This window comes from Nocardia sp. NPDC055321, from assembly GCF_053645575.1.
The window spans coordinates 181,657-197,439 of sequence record NZ_JBSHMS010000014.1 but is presented as its reverse complement, the minus strand read 5'-3'; the positions used below and the strand labels follow the sequence as shown (position 1 = coordinate 197,439).

Annotated in this window: 14 protein-coding genes; 6 read left to right on the top strand and 8 right to left on the bottom strand. The window is 69.3% G+C overall.

Annotated features, from left to right (window positions below; translation table 11 throughout):
* Positions 1–16: 16 nt before the first annotated feature.
* Positions 17–316 carry a hypothetical protein gene (locus ACWIGI_RS23345; RefSeq protein ID WP_454204557.1) on the bottom strand — a complete coding sequence of 100 codons (300 nt, stop codon included), beginning with the start codon at positions 314–316 and terminating at the stop codon, positions 17–19.
* A 604-nt stretch (positions 317–920) separates the two neighbouring features.
* On the opposite strand from ACWIGI_RS23345, the gene ACWIGI_RS23340 reads away from it, so the two are divergent.
* The 5 genes from ACWIGI_RS23340 (at position 921) to ACWIGI_RS23320 (ending at position 7,143) form a co-directional block, all read left to right on the top strand.
* Positions 921–1,724: an SPFH domain-containing protein gene (locus ACWIGI_RS23340; protein ID WP_454204556.1), complete on the top strand. Its 804-nt coding sequence runs from the start codon at positions 921–923 to the stop codon at positions 1,722–1,724.
* Positions 1,725–1,778: 54 nt separating this feature from the next.
* A complete protein-coding gene (locus ACWIGI_RS23335) occupies positions 1,779–2,501 on the top strand; it encodes an enoyl-CoA hydratase/isomerase family protein (RefSeq protein WP_454204555.1) in 723 nt (240 codons plus the stop codon).
* 32 nt (positions 2,502–2,533) lie between these two features.
* On the top strand, positions 2,534–3,397 hold the full coding sequence (gene thiD, locus ACWIGI_RS23330) for a bifunctional hydroxymethylpyrimidine kinase/phosphomethylpyrimidine kinase (protein ID WP_454204554.1): 864 nt from the start codon (positions 2,534–2,536) through the stop codon (positions 3,395–3,397).
* Between the two features lie 77 nt (positions 3,398–3,474).
* Positions 3,475–4,716, top strand: coding sequence for a glycosyltransferase (locus ACWIGI_RS23325; RefSeq protein WP_454204553.1), 1,242 nt, complete (start codon positions 3,475–3,477; stop codon positions 4,714–4,716).
* Positions 4,717–5,076: 360 nt separating this feature from the next.
* Positions 5,077–7,143 carry a glycosyltransferase family 39 protein gene (locus ACWIGI_RS23320; RefSeq protein WP_454204552.1) on the top strand — a complete coding sequence of 689 codons (2,067 nt, stop codon included), beginning with the start codon at positions 5,077–5,079 and terminating at the stop codon, positions 7,141–7,143.
* 54 nt (positions 7,144–7,197) lie between these two features.
* Here ACWIGI_RS23320 and ACWIGI_RS23315 read toward each other — a convergent pair whose 3' ends face one another.
* Positions 7,198–7,677 (bottom strand): hypothetical protein, encoded by a 480-nt coding sequence (locus ACWIGI_RS23315; RefSeq protein WP_454204551.1) that lies wholly within the window; start codon positions 7,675–7,677, stop codon positions 7,198–7,200.
* Between the two features lie 543 nt (positions 7,678–8,220).
* Between ACWIGI_RS23315 and ACWIGI_RS23310 the strand changes: the two genes are divergently transcribed.
* Positions 8,221–8,376 carry a hypothetical protein gene (locus ACWIGI_RS23310; protein ID WP_454204550.1) on the top strand — a complete coding sequence of 52 codons (156 nt, stop codon included), beginning with the start codon at positions 8,221–8,223 and terminating at the stop codon, positions 8,374–8,376.
* A 25-nt stretch (positions 8,377–8,401) separates the two neighbouring features.
* Here the strand turns inward: ACWIGI_RS23310 and ACWIGI_RS23305 are convergent, their stop codons facing one another.
* The 6 genes from ACWIGI_RS23305 to ACWIGI_RS23280 are packed head-to-tail and all read right to left on the bottom strand — an operon-like array spanning position 8,402 to position 15,774.
* Complete coding sequence (locus ACWIGI_RS23305; protein ID WP_454204549.1) at positions 8,402–9,016, bottom strand: TetR/AcrR family transcriptional regulator; 615 nt, start codon at positions 9,014–9,016, stop codon at positions 8,402–8,404.
* A gap of 5 nt (positions 9,017–9,021) precedes the next feature.
* Positions 9,022–9,810, bottom strand: a complete 789-nt coding sequence (locus ACWIGI_RS23300; protein WP_454204548.1) for an enoyl-CoA hydratase family protein — start codon at positions 9,808–9,810, stop codon at positions 9,022–9,024.
* 44 nt (positions 9,811–9,854) lie between these two features.
* On the bottom strand, positions 9,855–11,015 hold the full coding sequence (locus ACWIGI_RS23295; protein WP_454204547.1) for an acyl-CoA dehydrogenase family protein: 1,161 nt from the start codon (positions 11,013–11,015) through the stop codon (positions 9,855–9,857).
* A 3-nt stretch (positions 11,016–11,018) separates the two neighbouring features.
* A complete protein-coding gene (locus tag ACWIGI_RS23290) occupies positions 11,019–13,022 on the bottom strand; it encodes an acetyl/propionyl/methylcrotonyl-CoA carboxylase subunit alpha (protein WP_454204546.1) in 2,004 nt (667 codons plus the stop codon).
* An 8-nt stretch (positions 13,023–13,030) separates the two neighbouring features.
* A complete protein-coding gene (locus ACWIGI_RS23285; protein WP_454204545.1) occupies positions 13,031–14,635 on the bottom strand; it encodes an acyl-CoA carboxylase subunit beta in 1,605 nt (534 codons plus the stop codon).
* Positions 14,632–15,774 carry an acyl-CoA dehydrogenase family protein gene (locus ACWIGI_RS23280; RefSeq protein WP_454204615.1) on the bottom strand — a complete coding sequence of 381 codons (1,143 nt, stop codon included), beginning with the start codon at positions 15,772–15,774 and terminating at the stop codon, positions 14,632–14,634. Before ACWIGI_RS23280 ends, ACWIGI_RS23285 begins: the two co-directional genes overlap by 4 nt.
* Between the last annotated feature and the right edge of the window lie 9 nt (positions 15,775–15,783).

Sequence of the window (15,783 nt, the reverse complement as noted above, 5' to 3'; positions counted from 1 at the left end):
CACAAAAGCCGGCGGCCTACAGCCCCAGGGCCTCTTTGCACGCGGCGATGAACGGATCGATTCCGAGCGGCGCTTCCTCCGCCCGGCCCGGCTTGGCGCCGATGAAGGCCGCGCACCCACCGGCCTGCTGCACCTCGGGCCGGAACTCGGCCGCGTTCTCGGCCAGCCAGTCCACATACGCCCCGTAGGTCATGGTGATGGCCCCGTCCCCGGAGTCCGCGATCACCGTGTCCCGGTCATAAGCCCGCGCCTGCGCGCCCCCGGCTCCGGCGACAACCGCGACGGCTGCGAGCGCTCCCGCGACAACCAGCTTCATGAGAAACCTCCCCCTTCGATGTCGAACTCCGGTCGAGAGCGACCGGGTCCGTGGCAAACGGCGAATCCGCTTGCGGTACAGAAGCTAACAGCACACTCCGACACCCTGGCTCCCACCGGGAGGATTCCGGCACGACTGGAACCCGCGGCCGCCGCTGTTCTGCTCGCCGCCCCCGCTTCGGCATCGCAGTCGGCAGAGCTCGCACCCATCGCGGGGCCCACAATTACGGCCCGCTACAGGACGCGCATTTCGGGTTCCTGATCATCCAGCACGATGGCATTCAGGTACTTCCCGACCTCATCTCGGATTTCGCGGGCATCGCCGAGGGTCGCCATGCCGTTTGCGAACTACTCACGGACGGTGTGAGAGCAGCCCGGGCATCGGAGTTCGCTGGTAGTTCGCAACCTCTCGACAGGTAGTGCGGAACCGGCACCGATCTCAACCGGGGCTACATGCCAGCCAACACCCCTTCCGGCGGACCGAAATCATTTAGTGGACAGCGACTTCCGGCCGCCTCATACTCAGCGATATGGGGCGGAAAAATAGGCGGGCACCAATTCTGGGTGCGCTGTTGATAATCGGGGTGTTCGTTACCGGGTGTTCGGTGGCACCGAACCCGGACGAGGCGGGGCTGGAATACGACGCGGGGCCCTTCAGCGCGACCACGTTCTCCAATTGCGTCTCTCCCGGCAACCGGGAATATCACGGTCCCGGCGATCAGGTCTATCTCTACCCGGCTGGGCAGCGCACCTTCGAGTTCGCCGGCACCGAGGACGCGGAGATAACCCAGGCGACCGTGGTGTCCAAGGACGATCTCGAGCTCCAGGTCACCGGCCTGGTGACCTTCAGCCTCAACACCGACTGCGACACACTGCAGCAGTTCCACGAACGCATCGGCATCAAGTACGAGGCGTACGAGTCCGACGGCTGGGTCAGCATGCTGCGCGATTACATCGGCCATCCGCTCGAACGGGCACTCGACGACGCCACCAAGGCGTTCGCCTGGCGTGATCTGTACACCAGCGCCGAGACCAAGGGCAATTGGGAGCGCGCGGTCGGCGAGTTGCTCGCGAAGTACATTGCCGAGCAGGGCGGCGAGGCGTTCTTCTGCAGCCCGGTCTACACCCCCGGCGCCGGCGACTGCGGCGATCCGCAGCTGACCATTCAGCAGCCGATCCCGCCCGAGCCGGTCCGCGCGGCACTGACCGATACCCAGCGCGCGATCGAGGCGACGCGGGCCCAGGGCGAGGAGAACGTGCGGGTGACCACCGAACTGGAGGCGATCCGGAGCCTGGTCGCGGTGCTCGGACCCGAGGGCTACGTCCTGTACCAGGCGATAAAGGACGGCAAGGTACAGGTGGTTCCGGTGCCCAACGGTGTCGGTGTGAACATCACTCCGGGAGGCTGACCCGAGCTCGCCAGGGCCCGAAAGCCCGCCGCACAGGTGGGATATGTTGACGCGATGCCGTATTTGCAGCGTGAGGGACAGGTTTTCGTTCTCCGGTTGGGCAACCGCGGAGAACGCGATACCGAGAACCGGTTTCATCCGGAGTGGGTCGGCGAAATGGGCGCCCTGCTGGATGAGGTCGCCGCGACCTCCGGTCCCTGCGGACTGGTCACGATCGGTGACGGGAAGTTCTATTCCACCGGTTTCGATGTGGAGTGGGCCGCGCGAAACCCGGAGCGGATCAACGAGAATGTCGCCGGCCTGCTGCGGTTGTTCGCCAGAATTCTCACGCTGCCGATTCCGACCGTTGCCGCAATCAATGGTCACGCCTATGGCGCCGGCGCCTTTCTCGCTGTCGCACACGATCACCGGATAATGCGCCGCGATCGTGGCTATGTGTGTTTTCCCGGCGTGACGCTCGGCGTCAACTACGCCCCCGGAATGGTGGAGCTGGCACAGTCGCAGCTCCCGCTACCCGTGGCCCGTCGTGCCCTGGTCACGGGCCAGCGCTACGGCGGGCCGGAAGCGCTGACGACGGGCTTGGTCGATTCGCTCGCCGACGAGCACGACCTCCTGAAATCCGCCGTGGAGTACGCGCAGCACCTGGCCCCGACCAGCGGACCCGCCCTCGGCCACGTCAAGTCGTCGCTCTATCGCACTGCGGCCGCGGCCCTGCTCGGGTCCGTCGCGGAATACAACCACGATTCCGCCGCGAGCCGGCCGGGAGATGCCCGATAACTCCTGTTTCGCCTGCGCGTAGGGTCGCAGGCGTGAACCTCTTGCCACTCACGCCGGACGGGCAGACGCCGGTCCGCGCGCTCACCATCGCCGGCACCGACTCCGGGGGCGGGGCCGGTATCCAGGCCGACTCGCGGACCATGGCGCTGTGCGGGGTGCACGCGTGCGTGGCGGTGGCCGCGGTCACCGTGCAGAACACGGTGGGGGTCAGCGGATTTCACGAGATCCCGCCGGAGGTCGTGGCCGCGCAGGTCCGGACCGTGGTGAGCGACATCGGGATCGGGGCGGCCAAGACCGGCATGCTCGCCTCCACCGGGATCATCGAGGCCGTGGCGGCGGTGTGCCGGGAGGTGGGGATCGGGCAGGACGGCGCGATTCCGCTGGTCGTCGATCCGGTCGCGGCGTCCATGCACGGCGACCCGCTGCTGCACGCGTCCGCGCTGGATGCCTTGCGCGACACCCTGATTCCGCTCGCCACCGTCATCACCCCGAACCTCGACGAGGTGCGGCTGCTCACCGGCATCGAGGTCGTCGACGACGCGACCGCGCGCAAGGCCGCGGTGGCCCTGCATGCCCTCGGCCCGCGGTGGGCCATCGTCAAGGGCGGCCACCTGCGCACCTCGGCGGTCAGCACCGACCTGCTGTTCGACGGCGACACCTTCCACGAGCTGACCGCGCCGCGCATCGCCACCGGCAACGACCACGGCGGCGGCGACACCCTGGCCGCGGCCATGGCCTGTGCCCTCGCGCACGGCTACACGGTCCCCGACGCCTTCGCCTTCGCCAAGGAGTGGACCCGCCGCAGCCTGGCCGCCGCCTACGACCTGGGCGCGGGCCACGGCCCGGTCTCCCCGCTGTGGCGGCTGCACACCGACCCGCACGGCAACGCGATCTGACAGACCCACCCCGGCTCCCAGGAACCTCCCAGCTGTGACGCAGGGTCGGCCCAGCGTGGTCCACCAACTTGGTGATCATGACCGACACAGCGACCGCCGTCCGGGCGGCGGAACCAGCAGGGGCAGTGACCGCGCCCGTCGTGGACGTGGTCGTGCCGGTGTACAACGAGGAGCGCGATCTCGGGCCGTGCGTGCTGCGGCTGCGGGAGTTCCTGGACCGTAGTTTCCCGTTCTCGACGCGAATCACCATCGCCGACAACGCATCCACCGACTCCACACTCCGGGTGGCCGCCCATCTCGCGCGGGAACTGCCGGGGGTGCGCGTGGTGCACCTGGACCGCAAGGGGCGCGGCCGGGCGCTGCGCCAGGTGTGGCTCGACTCGGACGCGCAGGTCGTCGCGTACATGGACGTCGATCTCTCCACCGATCTGAACGCGCTGCTCCCGCTGGTCGCGCCACTGGTCTCCGGACATTCGGACGTGGCCATCGGCACCCGGCTGGCGTCCTCCTCGCGGGTGGTGCGCGGGCGCAAGCGCGAGATCATCTCGCGCTGCTACAACCTGATCCTGCGCACCTCGCTGCGGGCCGGATTCTCCGACGCGCAGTGCGGGTTCAAGGCCATGCGCACCCCGGTGGCGCGGGTGGTGCTGCCGCTGGTCGAGGACGGCGAGTGGTTCTTCGACACCGAACTGCTGGTGCTGGCCGAACGCATCGGGCTGCGCATCCACGAGGTCCCGGTGGACTGGATCGACGATCCGGACAGCCGCGTCGACATCATCGACACCGCGCGCAAGGACCTGCTCGGCATCTGGCGGGTGGGCCGCGCCCTGGCCGCCGGCCGCCTGCCCATCAACGAACTGCGCGCGGCGGTCGGGCGCGAACCGCTGGTCCCGGGCGTGCCACTCGGCATGGTCGGCCAGCTGGTGCGCTTCGGCATCGTCGGCGTCGCCTCGACCCTGGCCTACCTGCTGATCTACCTTGCGCTGCAGTCGTTCACGGGCGCCCAGGCCGCCAACTTCCTGGCCCTGCTCATCACCGCCGTCGGCAATACCGCAGCCAACCGCGCCTTCACCTTCGGCGTCCGCGGCTCCACCCGCGCGGTCTCCCATCAGCTCCAGGGCCTGGCCATCTTCGGCATCGGCCTACTGCTGACCAGCGGATCCCTTTTCGCCCTGCATCATTGGGCGCCCGACGCCTCGGTCCACGTCGAACTAGTGGTCCTGGTGGCCGCCAACCTGCTCGCGACCCTCACCCGCTTCGTCGGCCTGCGCTGGGTCTTCCGCCAGGCGGGCGCACACGAGCCGGAGGGCGGCCGATGACCCGGCCGCGCCTGCGCGACGAGTTCGGGCGATACCGCACGCACGCAGCCGCCGCGCGCCGCGGTCGAGCCGAGTTCGGGTCCGCCACGACCTCTCGCGGACGAGTCGAGGCCGATTCCCCAGGCCCGCGCCGTCCGGAGTCGCCGCACCGCGAGCGTCCACCGCTGATGTACGCGCGGCGATCGGGCACGGGCACGGTGAGACCCGCCGAGCAATCCGCTCCGTGCGATGCACCCATCGAATCTCGCACCCGCCGCGCCGATTTCACCGCCGGGCCGCCGCATCCCCGACACGGCGCCCTGCCCGCCTGGGCGACGACCCCACCGACCACCGGCATCGATACGCCCGAGGAGGCGAACAATGACGACGTTGCAAGCTGAGCCCGCCCACGCCCCCGTGGCGGCAGCGCCACGGCGGGTTTCGCGCCTGGAGTATCCGGCGCTGGCCGTGCTGCTGATCGGCACCGGGCTGGCGTACCTGTGGAATCTGTCCGCGAACGGCTGGGGCAACTCGTTCTATGCCGCGGCGGTGCAGGCGGGTTCGGTGTCCTGGAAGGCGTTCTTCTTCGGATCCTCGGACGCGGCGAACTCCATCACCGTGGACAAGACCCCGCTGTCGCTGTGGCCCATGGAACTGTCGGTCCGGGTGTTCGGGCTCTCCAGCTGGAGCATGCTGCTCCCGCAGGTGCTCATCGGCGTCGCCTCGGTGGCACTGCTCTGGGCGACCGTACGACGGAACTTCGGGGCGAGCGCGGGACTGCTGGCCGGGCTGGTGCTGGCGCTGACTCCCGTTGCGGCGCTGATGTTCCGGTTCAACAATCCCGACGCGCTGCTGGTGCTGTTCATGGTGGCCGCGGCCTGGGCCATGACCCGCGCGGTCGCGGACGGCCGCTGGCGGTGGCTGCTGCTGACCGGCCTGTTCATCGGACTGGGCTTTTTGACCAAGCAGCTCCAGGTGCTGCTGGTGGTGCCCGCGCTGGCACTGACCTACCTGATCGCGGGCCCGCCGAAGCTGGGCAAACGCGTCGCGCAGTTGTTCGCCGCGGGCGGCGCGATGCTCGTCGGCGCGGGCTGGTGGGTGCTCATCGCCGAACTCTGGCCCGCCGACGACCGGCCGTATTTCGGCGGCTCGCAGAACAATTCGATCATCGAACTGACCCTCGGCTACAACGGCCTCGGACGGCTCAACGGCGAGGAGTCCGGCAGCGTCGGCCCCGGCGGGGAACTGCCCGCGGGCGGGAACGGCATGTGGGGCAGCACCGGCATCGGGCGGCTCTTCGAGCCCGCGCAGGGCGGTCAGATCGCCTGGCTCATCCCGGCGGCCCTGATCCTGCTCGTCGCGGGACTGGTCCTGCGCGGCCGGTCCGTCCGGACCGATCCGCAGCGCGCGGCCCTGATCCTGTGGGGCGGTTGGCTGCTGGTGACCGGACTGGTCTTCAGCTTCATGAAGGGCATCTTCCACCAGTACTACACGGTGGCCCTGGCCCCGGCGGTGGCGATGCTGGCCGGCGCGGGTGCGGTCCTGCTCTGGCGCGAACGCGACCGGCTGTGGGTCCGCGCGACCCTGGCGCTGGCGGTCGGCGCGACCGTCGCGACGGCGTGGATGCTGTTGTCCCGCAGCAGCTCCTTCCAGCCCTGGCTGCGCTGGACGCTCCTCGCGGCCGGGATCGTCACGGCCCTGGCGCTGCTGGTCCGCCTGCCCCGCAGGCTCGAACTGGTCGCGGCCACGGCGGCGGTGCTGATCGGCCTGGCCGGCCCCCTGGCCTATACGGTCGACACCCTCGCCACCGGTCACGCCGGCCCGATCCCGTCGGCGGGCCCGAATGCCAAGGGCGGCTTCGGCTTCGGCCCGGGCGGCGGCCATCAGGACGGCGGCGGTCCGGGTGGCGCCGGCAACCGGGGCGACGGCGGCAACGGCCCGGGCATGCCGCCCGGCAACGCCCGCGGTACGACGCCGGGCGGCCCGATGGACGGCGGCGGAAACGCCACGCCCAACGGCACGACGAACGACGCGCCGACCGGCGCGAACCGTTCGGAGAACCGGATGGGCGGCGCGGCAGGCGGTCTGATGTCCGCCAGCACCCCCGGCGCAACCCTGACCGCCCTGCTCAGCGCCGAAGGCGACGAGTACACCTGGGTCGCCGCGACCGTCGGCTCGAACAGCGCCGCGGGCTACCAGCTCGCCACCGAACTCCCGGTCATGCCGATCGGCGGCTTCAACGGCAGCGACCCCTCCCCCACCCTGGCGCAGTTCCAGCAGTACGTCGCCGACGGCGAGATCCACTACTTCCTCGGCAGCGGCGAGAACGGGATGCGCGGCGGTCACTCCGGCACGAGCGCGGAGATAACCGCCTGGGTCACCGAACATTTCACCGCCCAGGAGGTGGACGGCGTCACCGTCTACGACCTCACCGCCCCGAAGAACTGACCCACGCGAAAGCGCCCGCCTCCGAGGGGAGGCGGGCGCGGTGGAGCATGGACGTCAGCGGTACACGCTGCCGGTGCCGGGGCTCTCCCACGAGGGGCCGATGCTCCCCGAATCGACGCTGCCGACGTTCACACTGCCGGTGTCGAGGCCACAGCCGTCCTGTTTCGGCTGCTCGACGGGGGTGACACCGTCCGGCGTCGGGGCGACCGTCACCGTGATCGACACCGCGTCCGCGCCGCGGCGCGCCAGCAGCGTGTGGGTTCCCGCGGTGGACGGGACCCAGACGATGCTCGCCCGTCCCGGCACCGGAACCGAGTCACCGTACGAGCGAATGAGACTGCTCCCGATACAGCGGCCGTTGTCGTAGAAGCTCACGTGCCGGCTCGCACTGTTGCCGGGATTGGGTGACACCCCGATTCCGTACTTGCCACCGACGTAGAGGGCCTGCCCGGGGTCGGTGACGGATCCGACGCTGAGCTGTTCCAGCCCGGCCGAGGCAGGGGCGGCCACCACGGCGACGGCGAGCGATGACATGGCGAAAACAGCTGTCCCCCAGCCAATTCGACGACTCGAACCAGTATCCACGCGCATCCGTTCACTCCTGTCAGAACTACGTCGGGTCGCCGTGGACGATAGTTCTCGAACCCTCTGAAAATCCCGCAGTTCAAACTTGCTGGGGGCCATCACTTTTCGGGGCACTCGAATCGGGGGCAGACACGAAAACGGGCCCGCCTCCGATTCGGAGGCGGGCCCGGCGGCGGCTCTCACCGGATCAGGCGAGTCCCCACGCCTGCAGCAGGTAGGTGATGTTCGCGGCCAGGGCGGTGACCGAGTTCGCGAGGTTCAGTGCGGCGGAGCCGAGGTCGATAATGGGCACGCTGGATCCTTCGTTCGGATACGGACTGGGATTCGTTACCCAAACTAGGTTTCTGGGCAAGCGACCAGCAATGTGACAGATCACGTATAACGGCCGGTCAGGCGCGATTATCGCCACTTCGAAACGGCGCTATGACGTAGGTCACTGCCCTACCCTGAAAGACGGCAATGCCGGACGATCCGATCCAGGGACTTGTCGTGATGAACGAACCTCTGCTGCCCCTCACCGATGAACGCCGCGAAGCCTTCTGGCGTCGCGTGGGCTGGAGCCCGGACCTCCCCGAACGAGAACGCAGGAGCATCGAGCTGCGCTGGGACGACGAATACATAGAAATGGCAGAGGTTTACGGCTGGTAGGAACCCTCGAACACGGCGCGCCGTATCAGCGCTGCGCCTCCAGCGCGGTGTGCAGGGTGGCCGCCCACTGCTGCACGATCTCCTTGCGGCGCAGGGAGTCGTCGGTGAGCACATCGGCGAGCCCGAGCCCGCGCGCCAGGTCCATCGTCGCCTGAACCAGATGGTGCGCAACGGGATTCGCGTCATCGACACCCAGCGCCTCGACCGCCATGCGGTGCGAGACGCGGCCGAATCGCGCTTCCATCGGCAGAATCCGCTCGCGCAGGGCCGGATCGGCGGCGGCGTGCGTCCAGACCTGCAGCGCGGCCTTGAAGAACGGGGTCGTGTAACCCTCGACCAGGGCGGTGACCACCGCCTCGGTCCGGCCCACACCCTCGGCCACCTCGCCCAGGGCGAGGGCATCGGCCTTGGACTGGTCCATACGGGTGTCGAACATGTAGTCCAGGGCCGCGGTGATCAGATCCTCGCGGGTCGGGAAGTGATGCTGCGCCGCACCCCGGGATACCCCGGCCCGTTCGGCCACCACGGCGACCGTCGCCGCCGCCCAGCCCATCTCGGCCAGGCAGTCGATGGTCGCCTCCAGCAGCCGCTGCCGGGTGGCCCGGCTGCGGTCCTGCTTGGGTTCGTGGGGTGTGGCCATGGTGGCTATTCTGCCCAGCTCGGTGGACGCTTCTGAAAGAAGGCCGTCATGCCCTCGATCACATCGGCGGTGCCGAAGAAGCTGCCCGAGCGCTTGGCGAGGGTGTCGGCCTGCCGATCGAACTCAGCGAGGATGGGCGCGGAGGTGAGGCGCTTGCTCTCGGCGAGCCCCTGCGGCGAACCTTTGCGCAGGTCGGCGCGAAATCCCCGCACCGTAGCGGCCGGATCGTCGGCGGCCAGGGTGATGAGTCCGGTGCGCTCGGCCTCGGCGGCGTCGAAGGTCTCCCCGGTCTGGAAGTAGCGCGCCGCCGAGCGCGGGGTCATGCGCGGCAGCAGGGTCAGCGAGATCACGAACGGGGCCAGGCCCAGCCGCGCCTCGGTGAGCGCGAAGCTGCTGCTCCGCCCGGCCACGACGATGTCGCAGCCGGCGACCAGACCCATGCCACCCGCGCGCACGTTGCCGTCGATCTGCGCGACGACCGGCTTGGGCAACTCCAGGACGCGGCGCAGCACCGACACCATCCACCCGGTGCGGATGTCGGCCGCCGCTGCCGGATCGGCGTCGATGGCCTCGCGCAGATCCGCACCGGCGCAGAAGGTGTTGCCGGTGTGGGTGAGCACCACCCCGCGCACCGCGGTATCGGCGGCGGCTTGTTCCAGGCCCGCCAGCAACTCCGTCACCAGCCGGGACGAGAGCGCGTTGCGATTGTGCGGGGAGTCCAGGGTCAGCACGGCGAAGCCGTCGTCCTGGAACTCGTAGCGCACGAACGGCGCGTCGGGGGTGGTCTCACTCATTCAGCTCTCCTGAATCTCGTTGTCGCGCAGAACTATCGCCCGGGTCAGTACGACCGGGGCAGGCCGAGCGAGTGCTGCGCCACGAAGTTGAGCACCATCTCGCGGCTGACCGGGGCCACCCGGCCGATGCGCGCGGCGGCCAGCATGCCCGCCAGACCCACATCGGAGGTCAGGCCCGCGCCGCCGTGCGTCTGGATGGCCTGGTCCAGCGCCTTGATACTCGCTTCGGCCGCCGCGTATTTCGCCATGTTGGCCGCCTCGGCCGCGCCGAAGTCGTCACCCGAGTCGTACAGGTGCGCGGCCTTCTGCATCATCAGCTTCGCCAGCTCCAGCTCGATCTTGACCTGGGCCAGCGGATGCGAAATGCCCTGGTGCGCTCCGATCGGCGTCTTCCACACCGTGCGCTCCTTGGCGTAGGCCACGGCCTGATCGATGGCGTAACGGCCCATGCCGACCGCCATGGCCGCACCCATGATGCGCTCGGGGTTCAGGCCCGCGAACAGCTGCCCGAGCGCGGCGTCGGCCTCGCCGACCAGCGCGGTCGCGGGCAGGCGCACATCGTCCAGGAAGAGCGTGAACTGGTTGTCCGGCTCGATGATGTCCATCTCCTGCTTCGTCTTCACGAAGCCGGGGGCGTCCACCGGGACGATGAACAGCGCGGGCTGGAGCTTGCCGGTCTTGGCGTTCTCGGTCCGCGCGACGATGAGCACCGCGTCGGCCTGATCCACACCGGAGATGTAGATCTTGCGGCCGGTGAGCAGCCAGTCCTCGCCGTCCCGGCGCGCGGTGGTGGTGATCTGGTGCGAGTTCGAGCCCGCGTCCGGCTCGGTGATGCCGAAGACCATCTTGGCCGAGCCGTCGGCCAGCTTGGTCAGCCAGTGCTGCTTCTGCGCGTCGGTGCCGAACTTGCTGATGATGGTGCCGCAGATCGCGGGCGAGACCACCATGAGCAGCAGGCCGCAGCCGCGGGCGGACAGCTCCTCCTGCACCAGCGCGAGCTCGTAGATGCCCGCGCCACCACCGCCGTACTCCTCGGGCAGGTTCACGCCCAGGAAGCCGAGCTTGCCCGCCTCGTCCCACAGCTCGTCGAAGGGCTCGTTCTTGCGGGCCTTGGGTCCGGCGTAATCGCGGAAGTTGTACTTGGCGGCCAGTTTGGACACCGCGTCGCGCAGCGCCTTCTGTTCCTCGGTTTCGACGAAACTCATTGCCTACTCCTGGTTTTCGCTGTCTTCGGATTCCGCCTGGACCACGGCGAGTACCGCGCCCACTTCGACCTGCTGCCCCGCGCTCACAGTGAGTTCGGTGAGAACGCCCGCGCTGGGCGCGGCGATGGTGTGCTCCATCTTCATCGCCTCCAGCCACAGGATGGGCTGGCCCTTCTCCACCCGGCTGCCGACCTCGGCCGCGACGCGAATGACCGCGCCCGGCATCGGGGCCAGCAGCGAGCCCTCGGCCACCTGATCGGCCGGATCCTCGAACCGCGGCAGCCGGCGCACCGACACCGGGCCGAGCGGGGAGTCCACCGCCACCAGATCGCCGTAGCGGGCCACGGCGAAGCGGCGGCGCACCGGCCCGCGCTCGCCCGGCACCAGCAGCGTCACCGAATCCGGTGTGGCCTCGATCAATTCGAGCCCGGCGAAGCCGTCGACCTCGAGCCCGGATCGGGTGATGCGGTACCGGACCTCGTGCTTACCGCTGACCCGGCTCTCGTACGACTTGGACTGCGGCTGCGACGCCAGATTGCGCCAGCCGCTGGGGACGCCGGAACCGACCTTGGCGGCCTTGCGATTCGCGGCGGCCTCGGCCAGCGCGGCCGCCACGATCGAGAGCGCCTCGTCCGACTCCGAGGCCAGCGGCGCGGCGAGCGCGTCGAGCCCGTGGGTGGCGAAGAACGCGGTGTCGGTGTCCCCGGCCAGGAACGCCGGATGCCGCAGCACCCGCACCAGCAGATCGCGGTTGGTGACCAGACCGTGAATCTCGGCCCGCTGCAACGCCGATGCCAGCAGATGCGCGGCCTCGTCGCGGGTCTCGGCGAAGGAGATGACCTTGGACAGCATGGGGTCGTAGTGCACGCCCACCAGCGAACCGTCCACGACGCCGGTGTCCAGGCGCACGCCCGGCTCGGTCAGCACGGTGAACTCACCGATGGTGCCCGGGATCGCGAGCCTGTGCACCGGGCCGCTCTGCGGCTGCCAATCGTGCGCGGGATCCTCCGCGTACAGGCGCACCTCGATGGAATGCCCGCGCATGGCTGGCTGGGTGGCCGGCAGCGGCCGCCCGGCGGCGACCTGCAGCTGCAGGCGCACCAGATCCAGGCCGGTGACCTGCTCGGTGACCGGATGCTCCACCTGCAGACGGGTATTCATCTCCAGGAAGAAGAAATCGCCCTTCTCGTCGGCCAGGAATTCGACGGTGCCCGCACCCTCGTAGCCGATGGCTTCGGACGCCAGCCGCGCCGCCTCGAACAGCCGCACCCGCATCCCGTCGATCTTCTCGACCAGCGGGGACGGGGCCTCCTCGACGACCTTCTGGTGGCGGCGCTGGATCGAGCACTCGCGCTCGCCGACCGACCACACGGTGCCGTGCTGATCGGCCATGACCTGGACCTCGATGTGGCGGCCGGTCTCGAGGTAGCGCTCGCAGAACACCGTCGGATCGCCGAACGCGGAGGCGGCCTCGCGGGCCGCGCCCTCGATCTGCTCGGTGAGCTCGGACAGTTCGCGCACCACGCGCATACCGCGCCCGCCGCCGCCCGAGGACGCCTTGATCAGCACCGGCAGCATGTCGGCGGTGACCTCGGCGGGATCGAGCTGCTTGAGCACCGGGACGCCGGCGGCGTCCATCATCTTCTTGGACTCGACCTTGGAGCCCATCTGCTCGATGGCCTGGACCGGCGGGCCGATCCACACGAGCCCCGCCGCGATGACGGCTTTCGCGAATTCGGCGTTCTCGGAGAGGAATCCGTAGCCGGGGTGGATGGCGTCGGCGCCGGCGGCCAGCGCCGCCTCGATGATCAGCTCACCGCGCAGGTAGGTCTCGGCCGGGGTGTTGCCGGGCAGCCGGATGGCGGCGTCGGCCTCGGCCACGTGCGGGGCCGCGGCATCGGCGTCGGAGTAGACCGCCGTCGTGCCGATACCCATCCGGCGACAGGTCGCGAACACCCGCCGCGCGATCTCGCCACGGTTGGCGACCAGAACGTTCGTAATCTCCATACCGGCACTCACATTCGGAAGACGCCGAAGCCCTCGGCGCCCTTGATCGGGGCATTGTGGATGGCGGACAACGCCATTCCCAATACCGTGCGGGTGTCGCGCGGGTCGATGACGCCGTCGTCGTACAGGCGGCCCGACATGAACATGGGCAGCGACTCGGCCTCGATCTGCGCCTCGATCATGGCGCGGATACCGGCGTCGGCCTCGGCGTCGAACGGGATACCCCGGGCCTCGTTGGCCGCGCGGCCCACGATGGAGATGACACCGGCCAGCTGCGCGCCACCCATGACGGCGGATTTCGCACTGGGCCAGGCGAACACGAAGCGCGGGTCGTACGCGCGACCACACATGCCATAGTGGCCCGCGCCGTAGGACGCGCCCATGAGCAGGGAGATGTGCGGCACCTTGGAGTTGGAGACCGCGTTGATCATCATCGCGCCGTGCTTGATGATGCCGTTCTCCTCGTATTCCTTGCCCACCATGTAGCCGGTGGTGTTGTGCAGGAACAGCAGCGGGGTGTTCTTCTGATTGGCCAGCTGGATGAACTGGGCCGCCTTCTGCGCCTCTTCGCTGAAGAGCACGCCGCGCGCGTTGGCCAGAATGCCGACCGGATAGCCGTGCAACTCCGCCCAGCCCGTGACGAGGCTGGAGCCGTACAGCGGCTTGAACTCGTCGAAATCGGAGCCGTCGACCACGCGCGCGATGACCTCGCGCGGATCGAAGGGGATCTTGAGATCGGCCGGGACGATGCCGGACAGCTCGTCCTGGTCGTACAGCGGTTCGATGATCTCCGCGGCCGGGCGCGCGGCCGGGCCCTGCTTCTTCCAGTTCAGCCGGCGAATGATGGAGCGGCCGAGGCGAATAGCGTCCTGCTCGTCGACGGCCAGGTAGTCGGCCAGACCCGAGACCCGGGCGTGCATCTCGGCGCCGCCGAGGGATTCGTCGTCGGTCTCCTCACCGGTCGCCATCTTCACCAGCGGCGGGCCGGCCAGGAAGACCTTGGAGCGCTCCTTGATCATGACCGTGTAGTCGGACATGCCGGGGATGTACGCGCCACCGGCGGTCGAGTTGCCGAAAACCAGCGCCACCGTGGGGATTCCGGCCGCGGACAGGCGGGTCAGGTCCCGGAACATCCGCCCGCCCGGGACGAAGACCTCCTTCTGCGTCGGCAGATCGGCGCCGCCTGATTCGACCAGGCTAATGCAGGGCAGCCGGTTCTCCAGGGCGATGTCGTTCATGCGCAGCGTCTTGCGCAGCGTCCACGGATTCGACGTGCCACCGCGCACGGTCGGATCCGGGGCCACGATCATGCACTCGACGCCCTCGACGACGCCGATGCCCGCGACCACGCTCGCGCCGACGTGGAAGTCGCTGCCCCAGGCCGCCAGCGGGGCCAGCTCCAGGAACGGGGAATCCTCGTCGATGAGCAGCTCGATCCGCTCGCGCGCGGTCAGCTTGCCGCGCTTGCGATGCCGGGCCACCTTCTCCGGACCGCCACCGCCGATGTTCTTGGCGTACTCGGCCTCGACCTCGCCGAGCTTGGCCGCCATCGCGTCGGCGGCGCCCTGAAAGTCCGCCGAGGCCGGGTCTACGTTCGTGCGCAGAATACTCAAGACTGGAACCCCAATCGCTTTGCCGCCAGGGCGGTCAGGATCTCGTTGGTGCCGCCGCCGATACCGAGGATGCGCACATCCCGGTACTGCCGCTCCACCTCGGACTCGCGCATGTAGCCGAGGCCGCCGAACAGCTGCACGGCCTGGTGCGCCACCCACTCGGCCGTCTCCACCGCGGTGTTCTTGGCGAAGCACACCTCGGCGATGAGATCGGTCTCCCCGCCGGCCGCGCGCTCGGCGATATGGCGGGTGTAGACGCGGGCGACGTCGATGCGGCGCGCCATCTCCGACAGCGTGTTCTGCACGGACTGACGGCTGATGAGCGGACGGCCGAAGGTCTCGCGATCGCGGGTCCAGGCCAGGGTCAGGTCCAGGCAGCGCTGGGCCTGCGCGTACGCCTGCACGGCCAAGCCGACCCGCTCGCTCACGAAAGCGCTGGCGATCTGGGCGAATCCGGAGTTCTCCGGGCCGACCAGGTTCGAGACCGGCACGCGCACATCGACATAGGACAGCTCGGCGGTGTCCGAGGCCAGCCAGCCCATCTTGTCCAGCTTGCGGCTGACGGTGAAGCCGGGCGTGCCCTTCTCCACCACGAGCAGCGAAACCCCGCCCGCGCCATCGCCTCCGGTGCGCACCGCGGTGACCACGTAGTCCGCGCGCACGCCGGAGGTGATGTAGGTCTTCGCGCCGTTGACGATGTACTCGTCGCCGTCGCGGACGGCCCTGGTGGTGAGGTGCCCGACATCGGAGCCGCCGCCGGGCTCGGTGATGGCGAGCGAGCCGATCTTCTCCCCGGCCAGGGTCGGCTTGACCCAGCGCTCGATGTGCTCGGCGTTGCCGGTGGCGGCGATGTGCGGAACCGCGATGCCGCAGGTGAACAGCGAGGCGAAGAGCCCGCCCGAACCGCCCGCGTAGTGCAGCTCCTCACACACGATGGCGGCGTCGATGGCGTCGCCGTCCGAACCGCCGACGGCCTCGGGGAACTGCACTCCGAGCAGGCCCAGCGCACCGGCCTTCTTGTGCAGCTCGCGCGGGATCTCCCCGTCGCGCTCCCAGTCGGCGAGGTACGGCAGCACCTCGCGCTCGGCGAATCCGCGCACGGTGGCGCGCAATTCGCGACGCTCGGGGCTTTCCCACATATTGACGTA

Coding starts and splice junctions, on each gene's coding strand:
- ACWIGI_RS23345 (WP_454204557.1), bottom strand. CDS start 316: ATGAAGCTGGTTGTCGCGGGAGCGCTCGCAGCCGTCGCGGTTGTCGCC.
- ACWIGI_RS23335 (WP_454204555.1), top strand. CDS start 1,779: ATGCCGTATTTGCAGCGTGAGGGACAGGTTTTCGTTCTCCGGTTGGGC.
- ACWIGI_RS23325 (WP_454204553.1), top strand. CDS start 3,475: ATGACCGACACAGCGACCGCCGTCCGGGCGGCGGAACCAGCAGGGGCA.
- ACWIGI_RS23320 (WP_454204552.1), top strand. CDS start 5,077: ATGACGACGTTGCAAGCTGAGCCCGCCCACGCCCCCGTGGCGGCAGCG.
- ACWIGI_RS23315 (WP_454204551.1), bottom strand. CDS start 7,677: ATGTCATCGCTCGCCGTCGCCGTGGTGGCCGCCCCTGCCTCGGCCGGG.
- ACWIGI_RS23310 (WP_454204550.1), top strand. CDS start 8,221: ATGAACGAACCTCTGCTGCCCCTCACCGATGAACGCCGCGAAGCCTTC.
- ACWIGI_RS23305 (WP_454204549.1), bottom strand. CDS start 9,016: ATGGCCACACCCCACGAACCCAAGCAGGACCGCAGCCGGGCCACCCGG.
- ACWIGI_RS23300 (WP_454204548.1), bottom strand. CDS start 9,810: ATGAGTGAGACCACCCCCGACGCGCCGTTCGTGCGCTACGAGTTCCAG.
- ACWIGI_RS23295 (WP_454204547.1), bottom strand. CDS start 11,015: ATGAGTTTCGTCGAAACCGAGGAACAGAAGGCGCTGCGCGACGCGGTG.
- ACWIGI_RS23290 (WP_454204546.1), bottom strand. CDS start 13,022: ATGGAGATTACGAACGTTCTGGTCGCCAACCGTGGCGAGATCGCGCGG.
- ACWIGI_RS23280 (WP_454204615.1), bottom strand. CDS start 15,774: ATGTGGGAAAGCCCCGAGCGTCGCGAATTGCGCGCCACCGTGCGCGGA.